The following is a 22577-nucleotide window of genomic DNA, read 5'->3' as shown; positions in this document are numbered from 1 at the left end:
AGGAATTTTATATGTTTAATTATTTTCCTAAAGAAGAAGAAATTTTAACTGATTTATATAATTTGATATTAGATAAAGAGGTTGGAATAAAAGAGAGAGAATTGTATAAGAAAGCTATTTTGTTAATTGAAAAAGAAAATGAATATTATGAAGCAGTTTTATTTCAATTAGCACCTGCTTTATCTTATTTAGCACGACAAAAAAGTATTTCTAGTAATGGTTGTATTTTTATGACTAAAATTAGTAGATTTACTAATAATTCTATAGGATTTTATTTATTTGATTCTATATTAAAAAAATAATTTGTAAAATCAAAGAAAACAGTGTAAAATATGTATATAAAGCAATTAGTTAGTATGTTGCATAGAGTAAAGACCTAAGGACTCCATTCCTTAGGTTTTTTGGTTGTATACTAAATCCGGGGCATGGAAAAATTCCAGCCCCGGATTTAGTATACAACCTTAATTCAATAAGTGTTATTATATAAGAAAAGGGAGTGACTCAAAAAACGTGATTTCGAAGAAATCAACTTTGTTGAGTCATTCCCGTTGTGCCTATAAACTCTCATACTGACTTTATATATTTTGGATTTTTAGGTCAGTCACATAGACTTATATTTTCTTGTTTAAGTATATTAATCAGCGAACCCGTTTGGATGTTTACTTTGCCATCTCCATGAATCTTCACACATACGTTTTATATCGTATTGAGCTTCCCATCCAAGTTCTTCTTTTGCTTTTGTAGCATCGGCATAACATGCTGCAATATCTCCTGCACGACGTGGAGTTATAACATAAGGTAAATCACGACCAACAGCAGCTGATGCGCTCTTAATAATATCTAGTACAGAATATCCAATTCCTGTTCCTAAGTTATAAATAGTTAATCCACTACCTTTTTCTAATTTTTTAAGAGCAGATACGTGACCGCGAGCTAAATCTACTACGTGGATGTAGTCACGTACTCCAGTACCGTCATGTGTATCAAAATCATTACCAAAAACTTGAACTTTTTCTAGTTTTCCTACAGCTACTTGCATAATATAAGGAATTAGGTTGTTTGGTACTCCTTTTGGATCTTCACCGATATCTCCACACTCATGTGCTCCGATTGGATTGAAGTAACGAAGTAATACTATATTCCATTCGTTGTCTGCTTTATAAACATCTTTTAAAATATCTTCAGTTATTAATTTAGTACGTCCGTATGGGTTAGTTACAGATAATGGGAAATCTTCTTTAATCGGTAATGTATGAGGATCTCCATAAACTGTAGCCGATGAACTGAAAATTATATTTTTACAGTTGTGTTTTTCCATAACACGGAACAAAGTAATTGTTCCAGCTATATTATTATCATAATATGCTAATGGGATTTCACAAGATTCACCAACTGCTTTTAATCCAGCGTAGTGAATAACTCCATAAATATTTCCTTCTTTTTCAAAAACTTCATTTAATTTATCTTCATCTCGAACATCAACTTCATAAAATGTTACCTTTTTACCAGTAACTCGTTCAACTACTTCTAAACTCTTTTTATTTGCGTTATATAAGTTATCAACGACAACTACTTCATTTCCATTGTTTAATAATTCTATACAAGTGTGAGACCCGATAAATCCAGCTCCACCTGTAACAAGTATTTTTTTAGTCATATTGTATTCCTTTCCATTCTGAAATATATATATATATATCATATAAGGTACATATAAGTCAATAGAAAAATGAAAATAATATGAAAAAATATGAAAAATAATCGTTATTTTTACAAATAGTTGTTGAATAGTTATTATGAGATAGGTAATGAGTAAGTTAAAAAGTAACACATATTTCACGAAAAAAAGTAAGAACTGGTAAAAAATTCAACACATTGTACTATTATAATAACGAAACATGAATACGAAGTTATAGAATTAGAAGCTTCTTATATGTGAAAGTTCTAAGGAAGAGTTTATATGCAAAAAATTTGCTAGCTAGATTTTAACAAGTTATAATTAAAGAACTATGTTGAGTAATTTGGAGGAAAACATGAAATTAGGAATTATTGGTTCTGGAATGATAGTGAAAGATTTCTTATCTTTTGCTCATGAACTTCCAGAAATTAAATTAGAAGCTATAACAGCTCGAAATATTGAAAATTTAAAAGAATTACAGTCTAAATATAATATTAAGAATATATATACTGATATTGACCTTTGCTTAGAAAATAAAGAAGTAGATACAATTTATGTTGCAGTTCCAAATAATTTGCATTATTCAGTTGCTAAGAAAGCTTTAGAAGCTGGTAAAAATGTTATTTGCGAGAAACCTTTTACCTTAAAGTATAATGAAGCTGTAGAATTATTTGAAATTGCTGAAACTAGAGGATTAATACTAATAGAAGCAATAACAAATCAATATCAAAAAAACTATCTTGATATAAAAGATAGTATTGATAACATAGGAGAAATTCGACTTGTTGAGTGTAATTTTTCCCAACTTTCTTCAAGATACGAAGCGTTTAAAAATGGAATTCTTGCTCCTGTTTTTGATAAGAGTAAAGGTGGAGGAGTGCTTGGTGATTTAAATATTTATAATATTCATTTTGTTGTCGGATTATTTGGTAAACCTAATAAAGTACATTATTCACCAAATATAGTCAATGATGTGGATACTTCTGGTATTCTTCTATTAGAATATGATAACTTTAAAGTAGTATGCATAGCAGCTAAGGATACTTTTAATAATAGTTATGTTAATATTCAAGGGGACCAAGGTATAATTAAGGTTATTGGTCCTACAAATGAAGTTCCTAATTACAGTATTCAAACAAAAGATAATTCTATAGAGGAAAATAATAATATTCATTCACATAGAATGTTTGCTGAGTTTAAAAAATTCGTTGAAGTTATAAATAATAAAGATTTTGAATTCATGAATGATCAGAAAGAACATACTTTGAACGTTATGTATATTTATGAAGAAGCGAAAAAGTTTATAGATAATTAAAAAGGAGAAAATCATATGAAAAAATTTTTTAGTAAACCATTTGGAACAGAGGAACAACCTATAGAGGAAGGAAGATATCGACTATTTTGGACTGCAGTCTGCCCATATGCACATAGAGCAGTTATAGCAAGAGAAATACTAGGATTAGATGACGCGATTAGTTTAGGGACATTGGATTATCGTCGTGGAGAAGAAGGATGGCAATTTAGTTTAGATAAAGATGGGCTAGATCCAGTTTTAAAACAATCAAAAATTAAAGATGTGTACTTAAATAGTGATTCAGATTATGAAGGACCGTATTCAGTACCAGTACTTGTTGATGTAACTACAGGAAAAGTAGTTAGAAAAGAATCAGCGGAGATACTTCATGAGTTTTCTACAGTGTTTAAACAATTACATAAAAATACTGAGGTAGATTTATATCCTGAGCATCTTGCAGGTCAAATTGATGAGTGGAATGAAAAATTTGCTGTGGCTATTAATGATGGTGTATATGGAATGGGATTTGCTGAAAGTCAAGAAAAATATGATGAGGCATTCGATAGATTCTTCGATATGATGGATGTAGTAGAGGATCGTTTATCAAATCAAAGATACTTCCATGGAAATACGATAACAGAAACAGATATTCGCTTCTATACTACTATGATTCGTTTTGATGTAGTTTATTACGGATTATATTCTGCGAATAAAAAGAGAATCGAGGAATATACTAACATTTTCAACTACTTAAAAGACTTATATCAAATACCAGGATTCGGATCTACAACAGACTTTGAAGCAATTAAGGTTGGATATTTTGTATCAGCAGGTAAAACTATTGTGCCAAAAGGACCAGAGGTAGACAAGTGGAATCAAAGTCACGATAGAGCTAGATTCGAATAAAAGTTTTATGAAAATAATTGATGTAGAAAAATATAACTTCTCTAAAGAAAAACTTTTACAGTATGGATTTAGGGAAGAAGCGGAAAAACTAATATATCGAAAAGAAATTTTAGACAGTAGTTTTTTAATAGAAATAGTATTTGTTAATAGTCAACTTTTGATAGAAGTTTATGATATAGAATTTGATGAGATTTATTCGTTGTATAGTGTAGATAGTGCTGTAGGTGAAACGGTACAAAATATTAGAGAACATGTAGAGAAACTACTAAGTTCAATATTAGGGTTAACTGATGAATCAGGAAAAATAAGTTCAGAAATCATCGACTATTGTAATAATAAATATGGTGAAAATCATGTTAATCCTTTTAAAAAACACCCAGATATATTGGCATTTGTAAATAAAAAAAATAAATGGTATGCCTTGTTTCTAGATGTAGACTATAGTAAATTGAATAAAAATACCGATATTACAACTAAAGTGAAAATTTTAAATGTAAAATATCCAACGGACAAAATTTTAGAAATTATTGATAATAAAAATATTTTCCCAGCATATCATATGAATAAAAAGCATTGGATTAGTATAGTGTTAGATAAAAATATCAAATTGGAGATAATAAAAGAATTAATCGATATTAGCTATTCTTTGGTTAAATAAAATAACAGGAACAACTAAAAATCAATTTGTAGAAATTATGATTTAGAGTTGTTCCTGTTTTTATTTATTTTAAAAAAAATAAAAAGCAGATTCTCATAAAGATAAGTTGTTGGGCCTAGCAACAGTGTTAACAATTCTTGAAATCTTTGAAAAAGTCTGCAAATAAACCACTAGGGAACGGAGTTTATATGCTCTCCTAATGTATATTCACATTATATCATGAGAAAAGAAAAAATACAAATTATGATTTAGAGTTGTTCCTTTTTCTATTTATTGTATGCAATTATCAAGAATATTATTTGGAAAATAATAGAAATAATAAAGAAAAATCCAATATAAATCCCTAACGCACCAGCTATGATATACAATATAATATTTATAATAATTAAATAATTTTTGGTGAATTTTATCAATGAGATAACAATATTAAAAATAACAGCTATTAAGAGCATAAAGTAGTGTGGTATTAGAAATGCAAGTAGCAATCCTAAACCAGCGCCAGTACTAGGACTATCAGAATGATTAATTTTTGATATTACACTTGAAAAGTATAGTATTGTTAGAGCTATATATAATATTGATGAAAGTAATGATAATCTTATAGCAAGTTTTCTTGTCATCTATAGCCATCCTTCCTCAGTAGATTTTTTTACAGCTTCTGTCCTGTTTTTGCAGTTTAATTTTGTTAGAATGTTAGAAATATAGTTTCTAATAGTTCCCTCGGATAAAAACAGTGCATTAGCAATTTCTTTATTTGATAATCCTTCTTTAATTTTTATAAGAATAATTTTTTCTTGATTTGTTAATGGATTATGACTGTTGAAAATATTTTCCATTAGTTCAGGTGAGTATTCTTTGTGCCCTGCTAAAACATTGTTAATTGTTTCCATAAGTTCATCTATTGAACGATCTTTTAGTACATAGGCATCTACGTTATTTTTTATGGCGCGTTCAAAATATCCCATACGTTTAAAAGTTGTCACAATAACAACTTTGCAATGTATGTTATTACTACGAGTATATTCTAATACCTCTAATCCTGTTGCTTCAGGCATTTCAACATCAAGTATAGCTACATCGATATTATTAGTAGAAATTAAATCTATAGCTTCTTTTCCATTTTTTGCTTGAAGTACACTTTCAACACTATCTTGCATTGATAATAATGTTGCCATTGCATCTCGTAACATACTTTGATCTTCTGCAATTAATAATCTCATAAATACCTCCATTAGTTATCTTTACTAATTGTTACTCTAATAATAGTAGGTTCTTTTTTAGAAAGTATTTCTATTTTTCCATCTACTACTTTGATTCTTTCTCTAATTGAAGCTAATTCGCTTCCTGTTATTATCTCAAAACCACAACCATTATCTTTAGCAGTAATAGTGTAGTTTTTATTACTCTCATCTAATATTATATCACATTTATTAGCTTTACTATGTTTAATAATATTATTTGTTAGTTCTTTTAGAATCATTGTAATAGTCCACTCTTGAAGCCCAATAGGTTTAGTAGTGAAATTATTATTAAGATTTAGTTGAATATCACTCATTATCATAATGTCTTGGATAATTTTAATTTCTTCTTCAACAGTTCGGTGCTTAAGTTTATTAACTATTGCACGAGTGTTATCCATTGATTCCTTACTAATTTTACTAATTTCACAAAGTTCTTTTTTGGCAGCCTCTAAATTATTTTTTTCTAAATATTTCTCTGCAAGTTCAGCTTTAAGTTTTAACATAACAAATGTATGTCCAATACTATCATGGAGATCTTGACCAATTCTATTACGCTCATTTTCAGCTAGTAAGATGTTAATATGTTCATTGTATTTAATGCGTTCATTTTTTAGCTTGTTTCTTTCATAACCACGTTTTTGTAAGAAGTACGTAATAAGACATAGGAAGTAGAAACAAAACATAATTACTTTATCACCAGTAAGTAGTGAAGTTAACGCAATATGAATCATAATTGAGTTAATTACTATAAAGAAACTTATAGATCTGTATGTAGTGTAATCATCATGAAATCTCCAAACTAGCAGATTACTTAGATAATAAGAGAATAACATATTCGTTGGATTAATATATAGTGCCATAAATGCAATATAGAAAGCTAAATAAAACCATTCTATAAAAATAATATACTTATTTTCAGTAAATAGAATAGAAATATATGAAACAATCGCCATTATAGTCAGAGGCAATATATAAAACGGATAACTACCATTAACAATATATACTAGTGGAAAAACAAAAAATACTAGTGATATAAAAAATATATAGTTAGATTTAATCTTATTTATTAATACTTTGTTCATGTTCGTCTCCTTTATTTAAGGGTATATTTTATATGATATCACAAAACTAAAGGTGTGTGAATAATGTAATCACACACCTTTAGCTTATTTAGATTCTGTTTTACGTTTAATTACTAAAGTAAGGATAATAAATCCAAAACTATAAGCAAGTAAAACTCCAAATGAAGTGAAAGAGAATACTCCATCTTTAAGATATTTATTTACAAATTCTAATAGGTTATATGTTGGAGTTACTTTAGAAATATTTTGTAACCATTCTGGGAATAAGTAAGTTGGCCACCATAATCCACCTAACATAGCTAACCCTAAATATAAAATATTTGCTAATAAACTTAATTTTTCTACTGATTGAATTAGACTTAATAATAGTCCCATTCCTAAGAAAGTAATACTACCAAGAACCATTAATACACCTGCCATAATCCATTCACGTGCACTCATATTAACATCTCTTAAAAAATGTCCAACAATAAATACTACAACGACTGATACTATAAAAGTGAAGATAATGCGAATAAAACGCGCTATATAGTATTCAGATAGTTTAATAGGTGAATTATTAATTAAGTGTAGATAGTTATTATTTTCATCTTCTCTAATAGAAACAGGTAGAGAGAAAAATGCAAAGCTTATGCTACTGAATGCAGTCATTGAAATTAACATATCTTTAATAACTCTAGTTTGAACAGTAGGATCATCAAATTGTTGCATTCCTGAAAATAATACAAAGAAGATTACTGGGAATCCTAATCCCATAATAAAGTTTGATAAATTTCTTTTAGTAAAAATAAATTCCATTTTTAAAAGTGTACCGATATTACTCATTGTCTTGTCTCCTTATTGTTCTTTAGTAGTATTAAATATACTATCAAGTAGTGTTCTGTTTTGAATTTCTAAATCATTTAAAGTACATCCTGATTTTTGTAAAGTATTCCAAATTAAATCAGTTTTTTTAGTTAAGAAGTTGAAACTATCTCGTTTTATTTCTAAGTTGTAAATTTCTGGATTGTTTTCAATAACTTCTAAATATTTAATAGGTAAAGTGAAGAATTTCTCTACTTCTTCGGCTCTCATAGCGTGTGGAGTAGTATCACGAATTAGTTCTCCTTTATTAAGAACTAATATTCTATCTGCAGTATGTTCTACTTCTTCAATATAGTGAGAAGAATAGATAATTGTTAGACCATCATTTTTTAATGTATTTACTATTTCCCAAAATCTAATACGTGTTGAAGTGTCCATTCCAGCAGTTGGTTCATCTAAAAATAGAATACTAGGTTTTCCTATTAATGAAAGTACGAAAGAAAGAAGTCTTCTTTGTCCTCCTGAAAGTTTAGATGCAAAAGTTTCTTTTAGTTTGCTATCAAATTTTAGTAAGTTGTCAATTTCTTCGTCTGATAGATGATCTTTATAAAGTTTTTTTACAAAATCAATTAATTCTTTAACTTTAAGTTTTTGAGGAACAACATTTTCTTGGGGAAGAACATTAACTAATTTTTTTAATTTATTATTTGTAGGTTGTAAGTCATTTATTTTAATGCTTCCTGAATCTATAAATTTATTACCTAAAAGACAATTCATCAATGTTGTTTTACCAGCTCCATTTGGACCTATAAGAGCTACGCAATCTCCTTTGAAAATATCGAATGAAATGTTATTTAATATTCTTTTTTTATTTATTTGTTTATTAATGTTTTTTATCTCTATAACTTTTTTTGTTTCCATTTTTGTCACCTCTTGTTTGATAATTAAATTGTACCAAAGTGCTAAGATTACTTTTAGTAGGTAATGTCATGAAGTAATATGACAAATGTCACAAAAAAAGACTTAAAAACTTGTTTTATTTAGAAACAAAGATTTTAAGTCATCCTGAATAGTTATTTCATATCTATTATTTCAATAATAATTGAATCAGTGTTATCGAGAATAGCTTTAACTACTGACTCTGCTACTTTTTCAACAGGAAGAGGATAAACTTTTTTGGAAAATGTTATACCTAATTTAGAAAAAAGTTTAATCGGGAATATATTAAAATAAGAAGAAAATCTGTCTTTACCATACATAAGGCCTGGACGTATAATAAGATAGTTTAGCTTTGAATCTACTACTAATTTTTCTCCGTTACGTTTGCTTTCTAAATATTGTTTGAAGCCTCCATTTGCAGAAAAGTAGATTAGTTTATTGATATTTTGTTTTTGGCACAGTTTAATTGTCTGTGTTACACTTTCTGTATTTAGCTTTGAATATAGCTTTTTATTTTTAATTGTTCCGATTAAATGAATGGCGATATCGTATTTTTTGTTGATTACTATATTTTCACTGTCAAAAATATCTCCCTGTATAAAAGTTGCTTCATCTATAGAGATAGAGTGGTTTTGAGATCTAGATAAATAGCTGACTTTTACATTGTATTTTTTAAATTCTTTAATTAATGCTTTTCCAACAAAACCATTGCCACCGATTAGTAGTATGTTCATATGTACCTCGAATTAAATTATTTTTCTCATTTTAAATAGTAACATAACTTAGTACCCGAGTAAATTTATTTAAACTAATGAAAAAAAGATGATATAATAGTATCAATTTAAAAAGGAGTGTGATTGAATGAAAGTAGGTTTAGTATTAGAAGGTGGAGCTATGAGAGGATTATTTACAGCAGGTGTCCTTGATGTGTTCTTAGAAAATGATATAGAAGTTACTGATATTGTTGGAGTTTCTGCGGGAACACTTTTTGGAGTAAATTATGTTTCTAAACAACCTAAAAGAGCACTACGATACAATGTTAATTATATTAATGATAAAAGATATATGAGTTTAAAAAGTTGGATAAGAACAGGTAATCTAATAAATAAAGACTTTACATACTATAAAGTTCCATTTCAACTTGATGTTTTTGATAATAAAACATTTAAAAATTCTAAGACAAATTTCTATGCTACTGTAACAAATATAGAAAACGGAGAAGCGGAGTTTATAGAAATAACAGATCCTTACAAACAAATGGAGACGTTAAGAGCAACTTCTGCTCTTCCATTTATTTCGGAAATAATTGAGATAGATGAGAAAAAGTATTTAGATGGTGGAATAGCTAATAGCATACCGATAGACTTCTTTGAAAAACAAAATTTTGATAAAATTATTGTTATACTAACAAGACCTATTACATATAGAAAGAAAAAATCAACAAGTCTACAATTTAAGTTATTTTATAAGAAATATCCGCATTTAATTGAAAAGTTGAAGAATAGATATAAAGACTATAATGAAACGGTTGAACGAATACTAGAATTAGAAAAACAAGGGAAAGTATTTGTTATACGACCAAGTGAGGATATTACTGTAAAAAGACTAGAAAAAGATACGGAAAAATTAAACTATGTCTATAACTTAGGGCTAAAAGATGGTAATAATATAATAGAAGATTTAAAACAATATATTAATAATAAAGGAGATGTTTAAAATGGATGAACAAATAAAAATAAATCCAGATGATTTTGAAAAAAAATCTAAAGATGAACTAAAAAAAGAATTATCTGATTTAGAATATGCAGTTACTATGGAAAGTGCAACTGAGAGTCCGTATACTGGACAATATTGGGATAGTTTTGAAGAAGGAGTATATGTAGATATAACAACAGGTGAACCATTATTTTCTTCAAAAGATAAATTTAAATCTCATTGCGGGTGGCCAAGTTTCTCAAAACCAATTGAAAGTGAAGTCACTAGGTACTATAAAGATAATTCGCATCTAGTGGAAAGAATTGAAGTTAGAAGTAGAGTGGGAGATGCTCATTTAGGACACGTATTTCCAGATGGTCCAAGTGAACTGGGAGGGCTTAGATATTGTATAAATAGTGCTTCGATAAGGTTTATTAAGAAGGAAGATTTAGAAAAAGAGGGTTATGGAAATTTATCAAATTTATTTGATAAATAGAAAATTAAAGAGGTAAACGATACCATCTATCATTTACCTCTTATTTTTTGTAAAAAAATATGATATTTTTTATATATGTCTACCAAATATATTCAATATAAATAATTACAGTATAATAACAGATTTCTTAGAGATATAAAATATCTATAGAAAAACAAATGGCTAAAGTTAACGTTTTCATTGTTTTTGCAATTAGGTTTTCAAAAATACACAGTAATATTTTACTATTAATTAAATAGAGAATTCAGAATTCATATTTACTGTATTAGTACTAGAGTTCACAAATTGTACACAATTTGAATAAGAAAAATATTGTCTTAGTAATATGTATGCGGTACACTAAGAGTGTAACAAATAGTTTAATTAATAAATTTATTTATCACATATATAATAAAAAATTTTAAGGAGTGACATTAATATGACAACAGTTGCAGAAAAAAAAGCATTCGTTGGTGGTAAATGGCAAACAGAGGTAGATTTAGTAGATTTCATTAAATCTAACTATACTGAATATAGAGGAGATGCATCTTTCCTTGCAGGACCAACTGAAGCAACTACTAAATTAGTAGAAAAATTCAATGATTTAATGCGTCAAGAACGTTTAGCTGGTGGAACATTAGATATGGATACTAGTATTCCTTCAACTATCTTATCTCACGGACCTGGATACATTGAAAAAGATTTAGAACAAGTTGTTGGGTTACAAACTGATAAACCACTTAAACGTGCGTTAATGACATTCGGTGGTATTAACATGGCTGTTAACAGCTGTAAAGCATACGGATACGAAGTAGACGAAGAAGTTATTAAAATCTTCACTGACTATCGTAAAACTCACAACCAAGGTGTATTCGATGCATATACTCCAGAAATGCGTTTAGTAAGAAAATCTGGTGTAATCACTGGTCTTCCAGATGCATACGGACGTGGTCGTATTATCGGGGACTATCGTCGTGTAGCTTTATATGGTGTTGACCAACTTATCGCTTGGAAAAAAGAAGACTTAGCTCAAATCGGAGCTGACGGTGTTATGACTGAACACGTTATTCGTGACCGTGAAGAAGTTAACGAACAAATTCGTGCTTTAGGTGAATTAAAAGAATTAGCTAAAATCTACGGATTCGACATTTCTGAACCAGCTACTACAGCTAAAGAAGCTGTTCAATGGTTATACTTCGGTTACTTAGCAGCTATCAAACAACAAAACGGTGCTGCAATGTCAATCGGTAACATTGCTACATTCTTAGATATTTATATCGAAAGAGATTTACAAGATGGAACAATTAACGAGTCTCAAGCTCAAGAATTAATTGACCACTTAGTATTAAAATTACGTTGCGTTAAATTCGCTCGTACTCCAGAATATAACCAATTATTCTCTGGTGACCCAATTTGGGCTACATTAATCGTAGGTGAAATGTTAGACGCTGAAAGATCATTAGTAACTAAAACTGACTTCCGTTTCATCCACACATTAGATAACATGGGTAACTCTCCAGAACCAAACTTAACTATCCTTTGGTCTAGTAAATTACCAACTGGATTCAAAGAATTCTGTTCTGAATCTTCAATTAACCACAGTGCTATTCAATATGAAAGTGATGAATTATTAGCAGACTTCTTAGGAACTTGTGATAAATCTATCGCTTGTTGTGTAAGTGGTATGACTACTGGTAAAGATATGCAATTCTTCGGAGCTCGTGCTAACTTAGCAAAAGCTTTACTATACACAATCAACGGTGGACGTGATGAAAAATTAGGAATCCAAGTTGGACCTAAAACAGAACCTCTACGTGGTGTATTAAACTACGATGAAGTTTGGGCTAAATTCGATGTATTCATGGAATGGTTATGTAAACTATACATCAATACATTAAACGTAATCCACTACATGCACGATAAATATTCTTACGAAAGCTTAGAAATGGCATTACACGATACTAAAGTTAGAAGATTCATGGCAACTGGTATCGCTGGATTCTCAGTAGCAGTGGATAGTTTATCAGCTATTAAATATGCTAAAGTAACTCCAATCGAAGATGAAACTGGATTAGCTGTAGACTACAAAGTTGAAGGTGAATTCCCAACATTCGGTAACAACGATGACCGTGCAGACGAAATCGCTGTTGAATTACTAAAAACATTCATGACTAAACTTAAAAAACACCCAACTTACCGTGCAGATGAAACTACAACATCTATCTTAACTATTACTTCTAACGTAGTATACGGTAAAAAAACTGGTAACACTCCAGATGGACGTCGCGCAGGAGAACCATTCTCTCCAGGTGCTAACCCAATGAACGGACGTGACCAAAGTGGAGCTCTAGCTTGCTTAAGCTCAGTAGCTAAATTACCATATGAATACAGCCGTGATGGAATCAGCTTAACTGCTGCATTTACACCAAGCTCATTAGGTAAAACTAAACAAGACCAAATCAAAAACTTAACAGCAATGATGGATGGATACTTCAAAAAAGGTGGTTACCACTTAAATACTAACGTATTCAATAAAGAAACATTACTTAAAGTTATTGAATCTCCAGAAGATTATCCAAACTTCACAATTCGTGTATCAGGATACGCTGTACGTCTAATCAGTTTAACTCCAGAACAACAACGTGACGTATTAAGCCGTACAATGCACCAATTCATGTAATTAAGTGAATAAATAGTAAGAAGGTGGAGGCTACAGGCCTCCACTTTTTTAGATTAATTAGGTAGTAAATAATACTATAAAAGTGTTTACAAAATAGCGATGTATACGTTATAATTAAACTATAAATAGCAGAAGGAGGAGATCGCATATGGAAATGGAAAAAGTAAAAGTGAATTCTGCAGAAGAGAAAAAAGAATTAACAGCAAATGTTCACTCAGTTGAATCTTTTGGTAATGTAGACGGTCCTGGAATAAGATATGTAGTATTCTTCCAAGGATGTATGTTAAGATGTAAATACTGCCATAATCCAGATACATGGAAAATGCATAATCCTGATGCTAAAGTTATGACAGTAGATCAATTAACAAGAGAGATAGTAAAATATCGTGATTTCTTTGAAGCTAGTGAAGGCGGAGGAGTAACGGTAAGTGGCGGAGAGTCATTACTACAAATCGATTTTGTTTTAGAGCTTTTTAGAGAATTGAAAAAAATTGGTATTAATACTTGTGTTGATACATGCGGTGGTTTCTATGTAAATGCTCCAAGCATGAATGAAAAAGTATTAGAATTGATATCTCTAACTGATTTGTTCTTAGTTGATATTAAACATATTGATGATGAACACCATATGCGTTTAACTAAACGTACAAATAAAAATATTATTCAATTTACTAATTTCTTAAGTGAACATGGAGCTAAAATGTGGATTAGACACGTGCTTGTTCCAAAATGGACAGATGATGATTATTATTTAAAAAAATTACGTGAATATATTGATACATTACATGGTGTTGAGCGTGTAGAAGTATTACCTTACCATGATATGGCTAAATTCAAATATAAAGAACTAGGAATAGATTATGAATTAAATGATATTAATCCACCTACAAAAGATAGAATAAAAAATGCTATCGAGATTCTAGGTGCTCGTGATGATGTTAGTTAATTGATGATGTTAGTTAATTAATATAGGAGATTAGAAAATAATTTACATGAGTTATTTCTCTAATCTCTTATTATATTTAAATCAAAGACGACTAAAAGCTAAGTTGCTATTAGTCGTCTTTATGAATTTTATTATTGAGCTGAAGTATTTCCTTCTAGCATTGATTTAATGTATGCTTCAACATCGCTGTTGCTTGATTTAACATTATACTCTTCGAATAATTTTTTAAGAGCTTTACTTACGATTGTGCTATCTTTTTTAACAGCTTCTTCAGCAGCTTTTTCAGCTAATGCTGGTTTTAATTCGTCGAATGATGAGTCTTTTTCATCTAATACTTTAATAATGTGATATCCAAATGAAGTTTTTACAACATCTGATATTTTATCTTTACTTAATGAGTATGCTGCATCTTTAAATTCTTTAACAAATGAATTATCTTCTTTAGAAGACCATCCTAAGTCTCCTCCGTTAGAAGCGTTAGCAGTATCGTTAGAATTTTCTTTTGCTAATGTAGCAAAATCTCCACCATCTTTAAGTTTTTTAAGTACTTCTTCTGCTTTTTTCTTAGCTTCTTCATCACTTAATCCATTTGGATTTGATTCACTTTTAACACTTATAAGAATGTGAGCTAAGTGATATTGGTGTTTATTTTTTTCATAGCTTTCTTTAAGTTTGTCATCGTTAGTTCCAGCGTAGTCGTTAATTAATAATGTTTGAGCAGCTTTAACTTTTAGACCGTCTTTATATTTATCAAGAGTGAATCCTTGTTGTTTTAAAAGTTGTTCAAATTTATCTTTACCACCGTATTGTTCTTGAGCTTTTTGAAGTTGCTCATCGATAGTTTTTTGATCGATTTTATTTTTATATTTGTCTAAAAGTACTTTTTGAATCATCATACTAGTAGCTGTTTTTGAAAGTTGACTAGCCCCAATACTTTCTACGATATCTTTTTCTGTTACATCTCCTGCTTTACTAGAAATATATTTTGTTCCTCCAGTAGAGCATCCTGCTAAACCTATAACTGATATACTAAGAGCTATAGGTAAAATAGCTTTTTTAAATTTCTTCATTAAATTTTGTCCTCCTATGTGTACATATGTATTAATATATCATATTTTTTAATATAAAACAACTAAAGAATCGGTGAAATCAACCTTGCAAAGGCTTCTTTAATTCTTATTAGTAAACTTCTTTGTTGATATTTTTCAAAAGAAACTAGTGAAGACTTTTCTATATCTTTTAAGAAAAGATGTCTAAATTCTTTTGTAGTTTTATAGTCATACATAAATGCATTAAGTTCAAAGTTTAGTTTGAAACTTCTATAATCGAAGTTTGCACTTCCTAAACTTGAGACTTCATCATCGATGATAATCATCTTTGTATGAATAAATCCATTTTCGTAAATATATGTTTTCGCACCTAATTCAGCTAATTCTCCAATAAATGAGTATGTTGCCCAATAAACAAACATATGATCAGGTTTATTAGGTACCATAATTCTAACATCAATTCCGGATAATATTGCCATTTTTAATGCATCCATAACACTTTCATCAGGAATGAAGTAGGGTGACTGAATATAGATGTATTTTTTTGCTCTCGAAATCATATATAGATAGCTATATTTGATTTTTTGAAGTTTATTATCAGGGCCACTAGAAACTAATTGAATTGGTAAATAATTATCAACAGGTGTTGAAATATGATCAGAAGTTAATTCTAGTTGTTCTGTTTTTTTAGTTGACTGTGAATTCCAGTCATCTATAAAACGATACTCCAAAGATCCTACAGCTTCTCCTTCAATTCGAAGATGTGTATCTCGCCAGTATCCAAATTTTTTATCTAATCCTAGATATTCATCCCCAACGTTAAATCCACCAGTATAACCAATATTACCATCTATTGTAACTATTTTTCTATGATTTCTGTAATTCATACGAAAATTAATCAGTGGAAGTTTTGATTTAAAGAATTGTTTTATTTTTGCATTGTTTTTAGTAAGTTTTCTTAATGAAGAAATACTTAATTTTCTTGAACCAATATCATCATAAAGAATATATACATCTACACCTTCTAGAAGTTTTTGTTCTAGTAGGTGAAAGAGTTGTTTACCGATTCCATCTTTTTTTAAGATATAATATTGAATATGAATATAGCTTTTAGCATTTTTAATATCTTCAAATAATAATCTAAATTTTTCTTTTCCATCTGTAATAATTTGTATTTTATTATTTTTTGACAAGAATGATTTATCTGTTTCAAAATTTAATTCTATTAGATTTCTATGTTTGTGTATTACTTGTTCATTTTTTGAGATTTCATAAGGAGTTTCCCTTTTCAATAGATTTTGTTGATATTTTATCTTCTCATCATCTGAAAAAGGAAAGATTTTTTCCCTATATATAGGTCTTCCAAATATTAAATAAAGAACAAAACCTAGGTATGGAAATAGAAATAGAACTAATATCCATGCCCAAGAAGACGTAGTAGTCTGATATTCTATAAAAACAATAGAAAATGCTAATAAAGTATTTATTATTAAAAATATAGTTAATACAATATCAAAGTTTATATCGTTAAAAATAGAAGTTATATAGTAAAAAACACTTGAAATATCAATGTTTAATAATTGTAAATTAATATAATTCATAATATACCACTCCTAATTTAATAGTACCTTAAAATATATTAAAAGTCTATTAATAATATTTACGTAAATAGTGATTTTTCTTTCTACTAATAATATATAATTAACGCTAATATAAGATGGACTATTTATTTCTGAATGTATGCGGATTAGTAATAGTTAAAATTATTGATTAATTTTTGTGATATGAGTTGAATTTTTATGAATTTATATTATAATGGAATAGAGAACAAAAAAGGAGAATGTTATGCCTAATAATATTTTAGAAGAATTAAAAACGAAATTTGAAGATTTTGCAAGCGAGTTAGAAAATATTGAACCTGAAAAAGTTGATTTAACTCAAATTGATAGATTAATTGCATTAGTAGAAGAATTAGATAACGAAATTAAAACTATAAAATAATAGTAGAATTGGATAAGCTGAAGTGGGAGTGTTTTGCTTTTACTCAGCTTATCTTTATGAATGAGGATACGATGAAAAATAAAAACGGTAAAAAACTAAACGTCTTACTTACAATTAAGAAAATAGGAATTAATGGTGAGGGGATAGGATATTATAAAAAGAAAATTACTTTCGTAAAAGGTGCACTACCTGACGAAGTTATAGTTTGTGAAATAGTTGAGGAAACACCAAAATATATTATTGGTAAACTTGTTAAAGTAAAAGAACCTAGTCCGCATAGAGTAGAAATCAAAAGAGAATATGCTGAGAGTGGAGCTTATGGTTTAGCTCATGTTAGCTATGAAAAACAACTTGAATATAAACGTACAATTTTGTTAGATGCTTTTGATAAATACTACAGACTACCAAAACCTGACAAGTTAGTATTAAAAACATTAGCGAGTCCTGTAACAGAAGGGTATCGTAATAAAAATCAATTTCCACTAGCTGTTAGAAATGGGCGAGTTATTGCAGGGTTATATAAAGAAGGTTCTAACGATTTAGTTGAAATTAATGAAGATTTAGCATTACATGAGAATGGTAATAAAATAACAAACCTAGCTAAGAAGTTACTAGGAAAATATAAAGTAGAGATTTCTACAAATAAAAAGAATTACGGTGTGAAATATATTGCAACAAGAACTTCATTTTATAATGGGGATGTTCAAGTAACCTTCGTTGCTAATACTGATAAGATTAAGAACATGGATAAGGTCGTTAATGAACTTAAGCGTGAAAGAATCGTTAAAAGTATAATACTAAATATCACAAATGACAAAGATCACCTGGTAATGGGAACAGAAAGTGTTACTTTATATGGTTCAGATTATATCGTTGAAAAAATTGGTGATATTAAATACGAACTTTCAGCTAAGTCATTCTTCCAATTAAATCCACCGGCAACAAAAAAACTTTATGATAAAGTAGTTGAGTTTGCTGCACTAAAAGAAACAGATGTTGTATTAGATGCTTTCTGTGGAGTTGGAACAATTGGACAATATGTTAGCCGTAATTGTAAAGAAGTGTACGGAGTTGATATTATTCCAGCTGCGATTGAAGATGCTAATGATAATGTTAAATTAAACAACTTAACAAACTGTACTTATGTTGCAGGAGATGCTAATAAAATAGTTCCACGTTGGAAGAAAAAAGGAATCAACTTTGATGTGGCGATAGTAGATCCACCGCGTGTAGGTCTTGGACCATTAGCCAAAAACTTATTAGCAGTTGATGCTAAGAAAATTGTTTATGTGAGCTGTAATCCATCTACATTAGCACGTGACTTGAAAGTTCTAACAAGAAAATATAAAATTAGACGTATTCAACCAGTAGACATGTTCCCAGGAACAGCGGCAGTTGAAGCAGTAGTTGAATTAATTAGAAAATAATTTCTAGAGGAAAAATATGGATAGTTTTGAACAATTAAAAAAAGAAATAATGGAAGATAGTGATAATAAAAAATACACAGATGAAGGAATAGAACCTTTATTTTCTACACCTAGTACAGCAAAAATATTAATCGTAGGTCAAGCGCCTGGTATTAAAGCTCAAGAGAGTAAGATTTTCTTCAATGATAAAAGTGGAGTTAAACTTCGTGAGTGGATGGGAATAGATGATGAGATGTTTTATAAATCTGGTTTAATAGGTGTAGTACCGATGGATTTCTATTATCCTGGTAAAGGTAAGAGTGGTGATTTACCACCAAGAAAAAACTTTGCAAAAAAATGGCATGATAAAGTTTTAGAACTTATGCCTAATCTTGAACTTATTATTCTTGTAGGAAAATACGCACAAGATTATTACTTGGGAAATGAGAAACAACAAAATCTAACGGAAACTGTATTTAATTATAAACAGTACTTACCACGTTATTTTCCAATTGTTCATCCATCTCCATTGAATTTTCGTTGGCATAGTAAAAATCCATGGTTTATCAAAGAAGTAGTACCAGAATTACAAAAAAGGGTGAAGGAAATATTACAGAAATAAATCATTAAAAAATAAAGACTGAGGTAACTTGAAGATTTCTATGAAATCATGATTTCGAGTTACCTCAGTCTCTTTAATTTTCTATTATTTCAAATCTAGTCTGCTCACCATAATATATAAGCAGTGAAGATAGTATTGTTTTTAACTGTTCTAAATTATCTGTTTTTAAATTAATTTCCGCCTTACCAGAGATTACATTAAAAGCATCTCCACTTCTTACGGAAATAATCTCAATGTTTTTGTATTTTGTAGTTTTTCTAATAAATTCACCAGCAATAACTGTTGTATCAATGGCTTCATGAGGTTCAGCACCGTGTCCGCCTTTACCGTAAATAGTAACTAAATATGTATTCATATCTATTGTTCCCCCTTAAGATTTTTTATTACATTAGCGGAATCAAATGCTAGCGTTAAGAATATTGAAGCGGTTTGTTTCATTACTTCTTCTTCAAAATCAAAATTTTGATGGTGATGTGGATATTTAGCGAAGGTAGAATTCCCTGCACCAATTAAGAAAAATCCTCCGGGAACTTCTTCAACATAATATGCAAAATCTTCTCCAATCATAAGCGGTTCAATTTCCATCTGCTTAATATCTGGAAGAATCTTAGAAGTTGCTTTTTTTATTTCTATTGTTCCTTTTTTGTGGTTTATAAGAGGTGGGTATCCACCATAATAAATAAATTCTATATTGGTACTAGAATATTCATTTTCTAGAGCTTTACATAAATTCTGAAGCTTAGTTAGTACCATTTTATGAAGTTCTTTATTGAAATGTCTTATCGTACCAGTAATACTTGCTTCTTTAATAGAGCTTTCAAGTTTTCCTAAAGTAATGACAAGTGTTTCCCTTGGTTTTGAAAATCGTGAAACTATGTGTTGAGTCATACTAACAAATTCAGCAGCAATAATATTTGCATTTTCCTTAGTATTAATTTTCACTTCAAATCTGTCTGCAGCTGCACATAGTTCTCTATAACTATATCCTAAAGTTCCAAGTGGAAGTGGTGTCCAAAGATGCGCTCCAAATATTGCATCGACTCCTTGTAAGCAACCAGCATCAATCATTGGTTTTGCTCCACCTGGAGCTTGTTCTTCTCCATATTGGAAAACTGCGACAACATCGTGTGGAAGTTCTTCTTGATACTGCGTTAAAACTTTACACGTTGCAAGTAATACTGTTGTATGTCCATCATGGCCACAAGCATGCATTACGTTGGGAATAGTAGATTTATACGGAGTATCTTTCGCATCGTTTATAGGAAGAGCATCAAAATCTGCTCGAAAAGCGATTGTTTTTGAAGAATCTTGTCCCTTAATTCTTGCGACTATACCATTTAAGCCGACTTTTGTTTTAATATCAGTAATACCAATTTTTTCTAAATATTCTTTAATGAATCTCGCTGTATTTTTTTCGTTAAATGAAACTTCAGGATGCATATGCATATAGCGACGAAGTTCAATCATTTCTGGATAAAATTTTTCAAGTTCATCTTGTATAATTTTTTCAATCATAAAAACCTCCAGATTACTTTTATAAATTATAAATACAATTATAGCATAAATGTTTTGAAAAATAGAGAATTGTTAAAGAAAATGTTTTCAATTATTTTTTATTTTTGATATAATATGAGTGAAATAGATACTAATAAAACTCAATTCGGGGGTGGGAGCATGGATACATTAGATTAATAGATATATTATTAAAAAGGAGTTAATGTATGCAAATATTAAATATTAAAAACATAGAGTTTGAAAAACAAGGGAAAATATTATTTAAAATAGAAAAACTGAGTATAAATACTGGTGAAATTATTGGTTTAATAGGTAAAAATGGTTCAGGAAAGACAACTCTGTTAAAATATATAGATGACTTGCTTAAAGATGAAAATAACATTTCATTAGAATTTTTAGAATTTGGAGAAAATTCTCTTCTTAAAAAAAGTGGAGGAGAAGTTGTTGTAAACAAGATTAGAAGTAGCTTATTATCGAATGTTGAGCTATATTTACTTGATGAGCCATCAACATACTTAGATTATAATAATGCTAACAAAATAGCTAATCTTATAAAAAGAACTCCAGCAACTTTTTGTATAGCAAGTCACGATAGAAATTTTCTAAATAATGTTTGTACTAAGTTATGGATAATCGAAAATAATACAGTGAGAGAATTTAATGGGAATTATCATGAGTACAAGTTTCAAGAAGAAATTAAAACTTCTGAATATGAAGCTGAACTACAAAAGTACAATAAAGAAGCTAAGAAGATAAAGAAAAGCATCCAAGAGATGAAAGAGGAACAGGGGAAAAAATCTGGAAAGCCAAAGAACATGAGTGGGTCAGATTATAGAATTATAAGTGTAAAAAATAAAATTTCAAAAAACGAAAAGAGATTACAGAAAAAAATATCAAGACAAGAAGATAAGTTGCAGGCTAATATTAAACCTAAGCCGTTAAAAGATAAGTATGATATTGAATTTTTAGAGATATTTAAGGAAACTCATAAGACGAGTTTTTGTATTGATGCGAAAAGCTGTGAAATAGATGGGAAGTTTCTCTGGTCATCACCTGGTTTTACTTTTTCTAGTGGTGATAAGATTTTAATTAAAGGAAAAAATGGTTCAGGGAAAACTACTTTTCTAAAATATGTGAAAGAGTCTATTCCTTGTTCTTTGCAAGTAGCATATTTTGAACAAAATAACTTCGATATTTTTAAAGAAGAAAAAACATTGTTTGAATTTGTGAAAGAATCTACTACACTAGATGATATAGAACTTAGGAATATACTAGCTTTACTAAATTTTAGAGGAGATGATATCAATAAGAAGATATCAGTTTTAAGCAAAGGGGAGAAAGTTAAACTTTATTTTGTAAGTTTACTTTTTAGAAAAACAGACGTACTGTTATTAGATGAGATAACTAACTTCTTAGATGTTGTTGCGATAGAAGCGGTAGAGAAGATATTAAAGAAATATCCTGGTATACTAATTATGGTGAGTCACGATATGGAATTTATCGATAATGTTGCAACTAAGGTTATAAATATTACGAATAAAGAAGTTTTAAAATTTGAGTAAATTAGAAGTTGATATAATATTTAGGAG

The 22577-nt window shown here is 29.2% G+C and carries 23 protein-coding genes; 12 read left to right on the top strand and 11 right to left on the bottom strand.

All coding sequences use genetic code 11. From position 1 onward, the window contains the following. The first annotated feature begins 11 nt into the window (after positions 1-11). The gene (locus O5Y44_RS04160; protein WP_316447255.1) at positions 12-302 is read left to right on the top strand and encodes a bacteriocin immunity family protein; all 291 of its coding nucleotides are present in this window, start codon (positions 12-14) and stop codon (positions 300-302) included. Between the two features lie 332 nt (positions 303-634). Here the strand turns inward: O5Y44_RS04160 and galE are convergent, their stop codons facing one another. Beyond that, positions 635-1657 carry a UDP-glucose 4-epimerase GalE gene (gene galE, locus O5Y44_RS04155; RefSeq protein WP_315498689.1) on the bottom strand — a complete coding sequence of 341 codons (1023 nt, stop codon included), beginning with the start codon at positions 1655-1657 and terminating at the stop codon, positions 635-637. Positions 1658-2030: 373 nt separating this feature from the next. Here galE and O5Y44_RS04150 point away from each other — a divergent pair, with 373 nt between their 5' ends. From O5Y44_RS04150 to O5Y44_RS04140, 3 genes are read left to right on the top strand one after another with little or no spacing between them, the layout of a single operon-like run. Next, positions 2031-2990 carry a Gfo/Idh/MocA family protein gene (locus tag O5Y44_RS04150; protein WP_371465594.1) on the top strand — a complete coding sequence of 320 codons (960 nt, stop codon included), beginning with the start codon at positions 2031-2033 and terminating at the stop codon, positions 2988-2990. A gap of 15 nt (positions 2991-3005) precedes the next feature. After that, the gene (locus O5Y44_RS04145; protein ID WP_371465593.1) at positions 3006-3875 is read left to right on the top strand and encodes a glutathione S-transferase C-terminal domain-containing protein; all 870 of its coding nucleotides are present in this window, start codon (positions 3006-3008) and stop codon (positions 3873-3875) included. 7 nt (positions 3876-3882) lie between these two features. Next, positions 3883-4533, top strand: coding sequence for an MmcQ/YjbR family DNA-binding protein (locus O5Y44_RS04140; RefSeq protein ID WP_371465592.1), 651 nt, complete (start codon positions 3883-3885; stop codon positions 4531-4533). A gap of 266 nt (positions 4534-4799) precedes the next feature. On the opposite strand, the gene O5Y44_RS04135 is transcribed toward O5Y44_RS04140, so the two are convergent. From O5Y44_RS04135 to O5Y44_RS04110, 6 genes are all read right to left on the bottom strand, one after another. Next, positions 4800-5153 (bottom strand): hypothetical protein, encoded by a 354-nt coding sequence (locus tag O5Y44_RS04135; RefSeq protein ID WP_371465591.1) that lies wholly within the window; start codon positions 5151-5153, stop codon positions 4800-4802. Continuing rightward, positions 5154-5753, bottom strand: a complete 600-nt coding sequence (locus O5Y44_RS04130) for a response regulator (protein WP_371465590.1) — start codon at positions 5751-5753, stop codon at positions 5154-5156. An 11-nt stretch (positions 5754-5764) separates the two neighbouring features. Next, positions 5765-6856, bottom strand: a complete 1092-nt coding sequence (locus O5Y44_RS04125; RefSeq protein ID WP_271986710.1) for a sensor histidine kinase — start codon at positions 6854-6856, stop codon at positions 5765-5767. A gap of 84 nt (positions 6857-6940) precedes the next feature. After that, positions 6941-7681, bottom strand: coding sequence for an ABC transporter permease (locus O5Y44_RS04120; protein ID WP_371465589.1), 741 nt, complete (start codon positions 7679-7681; stop codon positions 6941-6943). A gap of 12 nt (positions 7682-7693) precedes the next feature. After that, positions 7694-8581: an ABC transporter ATP-binding protein gene (locus O5Y44_RS04115; RefSeq protein ID WP_371465588.1), complete on the bottom strand. Its 888-nt coding sequence runs from the start codon at positions 8579-8581 to the stop codon at positions 7694-7696. A 152-nt stretch (positions 8582-8733) separates the two neighbouring features. Next, a complete protein-coding gene (locus O5Y44_RS04110; protein ID WP_371465587.1) occupies positions 8734-9333 on the bottom strand; it encodes an NAD-dependent epimerase/dehydratase family protein in 600 nt (199 codons plus the stop codon). 127 nt (positions 9334-9460) lie between these two features. Here O5Y44_RS04110 and O5Y44_RS04105 point away from each other — a divergent pair, with 127 nt between their 5' ends. The 4 genes from O5Y44_RS04105 to pflA all read left to right on the top strand — a co-directional run bounded on the left by O5Y44_RS04105 (position 9461) and on the right by pflA (position 14395). Beyond that, positions 9461-10315: a patatin-like phospholipase family protein gene (locus O5Y44_RS04105; RefSeq protein ID WP_371465586.1), complete on the top strand. Its 855-nt coding sequence runs from the start codon at positions 9461-9463 to the stop codon at positions 10313-10315. Between the two features lies 1 nt (position 10316). Beyond that, positions 10317-10790, top strand: coding sequence for a peptide-methionine (R)-S-oxide reductase MsrB (gene msrB / locus O5Y44_RS04100; RefSeq protein WP_271964883.1), 474 nt, complete (start codon positions 10317-10319; stop codon positions 10788-10790). Positions 10791-11208: 418 nt separating this feature from the next. Further along, positions 11209-13449, top strand: a complete 2241-nt coding sequence (gene pflB / locus O5Y44_RS04095) for a formate C-acetyltransferase (protein ID WP_271964881.1) — start codon at positions 11209-11211, stop codon at positions 13447-13449. A gap of 148 nt (positions 13450-13597) precedes the next feature. Then, entirely contained in the window at positions 13598-14395 is a 798-nt protein-coding gene (gene pflA / locus O5Y44_RS04090; protein WP_371465585.1) for a pyruvate formate-lyase-activating protein, read from the top strand. Positions 14396-14526: 131 nt separating this feature from the next. On the opposite strand, the gene O5Y44_RS04085 is transcribed toward pflA, so the two are convergent. Together O5Y44_RS04085 and cls are read right to left on the bottom strand one after the other, a co-directional pair. Continuing rightward, positions 14527-15465 carry a foldase protein PrsA gene (locus tag O5Y44_RS04085; RefSeq protein ID WP_271964879.1) on the bottom strand — a complete coding sequence of 313 codons (939 nt, stop codon included), beginning with the start codon at positions 15463-15465 and terminating at the stop codon, positions 14527-14529. Positions 15466-15527: 62 nt separating this feature from the next. Then, the gene (gene cls, locus O5Y44_RS04080; protein WP_271964878.1) at positions 15528-17045 is read right to left on the bottom strand and encodes a cardiolipin synthase; all 1518 of its coding nucleotides are present in this window, start codon (positions 17043-17045) and stop codon (positions 15528-15530) included. Between the two features lie 244 nt (positions 17046-17289). Between cls and O5Y44_RS04075 the strand changes: the two genes are divergently transcribed. The 3 genes from O5Y44_RS04075 to O5Y44_RS04065 are packed head-to-tail and all read left to right on the top strand — an operon-like array spanning position 17290 to position 19473. Then, positions 17290-17445, top strand: a complete 156-nt coding sequence (locus O5Y44_RS04075; protein ID WP_003144715.1) for an SE1561 family protein — start codon at positions 17290-17292, stop codon at positions 17443-17445. 56 nt (positions 17446-17501) lie between these two features. Further along, on the top strand, positions 17502-18872 hold the full coding sequence (rlmD, locus tag O5Y44_RS04070; protein WP_371465583.1) for a 23S rRNA (uracil(1939)-C(5))-methyltransferase RlmD: 1371 nt from the start codon (positions 17502-17504) through the stop codon (positions 18870-18872). 16 nt (positions 18873-18888) lie between these two features. Further along, entirely contained in the window at positions 18889-19473 is a 585-nt protein-coding gene (locus tag O5Y44_RS04065) for a uracil-DNA glycosylase family protein (protein ID WP_371465582.1), read from the top strand. A gap of 73 nt (positions 19474-19546) precedes the next feature. On the opposite strand, the gene O5Y44_RS04060 is transcribed toward O5Y44_RS04065, so the two are convergent. Both O5Y44_RS04060 and O5Y44_RS04055 read right to left on the bottom strand, forming a co-directional pair. After that, positions 19547-19828: a peptidase dimerization domain-containing protein gene (locus O5Y44_RS04060; protein WP_371465580.1), complete on the bottom strand. Its 282-nt coding sequence runs from the start codon at positions 19826-19828 to the stop codon at positions 19547-19549. Positions 19829-19830: 2 nt separating this feature from the next. After that, the gene (locus O5Y44_RS04055) at positions 19831-20988 is read right to left on the bottom strand and encodes a M20 metallopeptidase family protein (RefSeq protein WP_371465579.1); all 1158 of its coding nucleotides are present in this window, start codon (positions 20986-20988) and stop codon (positions 19831-19833) included. Positions 20989-21194: 206 nt separating this feature from the next. Here O5Y44_RS04055 and O5Y44_RS04050 point away from each other — a divergent pair, with 206 nt between their 5' ends. Further along, positions 21195-22550: an ATP-binding cassette domain-containing protein gene (locus tag O5Y44_RS04050; RefSeq protein ID WP_371465578.1), complete on the top strand. Its 1356-nt coding sequence runs from the start codon at positions 21195-21197 to the stop codon at positions 22548-22550. Positions 22551-22577: the final 27 nt, after the last annotated feature.

It is taken from the genome of Gemella sp. 27098_8_155 (genome assembly GCF_041433725.1).
GTDB classification, from domain to species: domain Bacteria; phylum Bacillota; class Bacilli; order Staphylococcales; family Gemellaceae; genus Gemella; species Gemella haemolysans_D.
Note: the sequence above shows the minus strand (reverse complement) of the source record. Positions and strands in the feature narration are given on the sequence as shown.

Bases quoted from the DNA above. Each gene is read 5' to 3' on its own strand.
- O5Y44_RS04160 (WP_316447255.1), top strand. From the start codon at position 12: ATGTTTAATTATTTTCCTAAAGAAGAAGAAATTTTAACTGATTTATAT.
- galE (WP_315498689.1), bottom strand. From the start codon at position 1,657: ATGACTAAAAAAATACTTGTTACAGGTGGAGCTGGATTTATCGGGTCT.
- O5Y44_RS04150 (WP_371465594.1), top strand. From the start codon at position 2,031: ATGAAATTAGGAATTATTGGTTCTGGAATGATAGTGAAAGATTTCTTA.
- O5Y44_RS04145 (WP_371465593.1), top strand. From the start codon at position 3,006: ATGAAAAAATTTTTTAGTAAACCATTTGGAACAGAGGAACAACCTATA.
- O5Y44_RS04140 (WP_371465592.1), top strand. From the start codon at position 3,883: ATGAAAATAATTGATGTAGAAAAATATAACTTCTCTAAAGAAAAACTT.
- O5Y44_RS04135 (WP_371465591.1), bottom strand. From the start codon at position 5,153: ATGACAAGAAAACTTGCTATAAGATTATCATTACTTTCATCAATATTA.
- O5Y44_RS04130 (WP_371465590.1), bottom strand. From the start codon at position 5,753: ATGAGATTATTAATTGCAGAAGATCAAAGTATGTTACGAGATGCAATG.
- O5Y44_RS04125 (WP_271986710.1), bottom strand. From the start codon at position 6,856: ATGAACAAAGTATTAATAAATAAGATTAAATCTAACTATATATTTTTT.
- O5Y44_RS04120 (WP_371465589.1), bottom strand. From the start codon at position 7,681: ATGAGTAATATCGGTACACTTTTAAAAATGGAATTTATTTTTACTAAA.
- O5Y44_RS04115 (WP_371465588.1), bottom strand. From the start codon at position 8,581: ATGGAAACAAAAAAAGTTATAGAGATAAAAAACATTAATAAACAAATA.
- O5Y44_RS04110 (WP_371465587.1), bottom strand. From the start codon at position 9,333: ATGAACATACTACTAATCGGTGGCAATGGTTTTGTTGGAAAAGCATTA.
- O5Y44_RS04105 (WP_371465586.1), top strand. From the start codon at position 9,461: ATGAAAGTAGGTTTAGTATTAGAAGGTGGAGCTATGAGAGGATTATTT.
- msrB (WP_271964883.1), top strand. From the start codon at position 10,317: ATGGATGAACAAATAAAAATAAATCCAGATGATTTTGAAAAAAAATCT.
- pflB (WP_271964881.1), top strand. From the start codon at position 11,209: ATGACAACAGTTGCAGAAAAAAAAGCATTCGTTGGTGGTAAATGGCAA.
- pflA (WP_371465585.1), top strand. From the start codon at position 13,598: ATGGAAATGGAAAAAGTAAAAGTGAATTCTGCAGAAGAGAAAAAAGAA.
- O5Y44_RS04085 (WP_271964879.1), bottom strand. From the start codon at position 15,465: ATGAAGAAATTTAAAAAAGCTATTTTACCTATAGCTCTTAGTATATCA.
- cls (WP_271964878.1), bottom strand. From the start codon at position 17,045: ATGAATTATATTAATTTACAATTATTAAACATTGATATTTCAAGTGTT.
- O5Y44_RS04075 (WP_003144715.1), top strand. From the start codon at position 17,290: ATGCCTAATAATATTTTAGAAGAATTAAAAACGAAATTTGAAGATTTT.
- rlmD (WP_371465583.1), top strand. From the start codon at position 17,502: ATGAATGAGGATACGATGAAAAATAAAAACGGTAAAAAACTAAACGTC.
- O5Y44_RS04065 (WP_371465582.1), top strand. From the start codon at position 18,889: ATGGATAGTTTTGAACAATTAAAAAAAGAAATAATGGAAGATAGTGAT.
- O5Y44_RS04060 (WP_371465580.1), bottom strand. From the start codon at position 19,828: ATGAATACATATTTAGTTACTATTTACGGTAAAGGCGGACACGGTGCT.
- O5Y44_RS04055 (WP_371465579.1), bottom strand. From the start codon at position 20,988: ATGATTGAAAAAATTATACAAGATGAACTTGAAAAATTTTATCCAGAA.
- O5Y44_RS04050 (WP_371465578.1), top strand. From the start codon at position 21,195: ATGCAAATATTAAATATTAAAAACATAGAGTTTGAAAAACAAGGGAAA.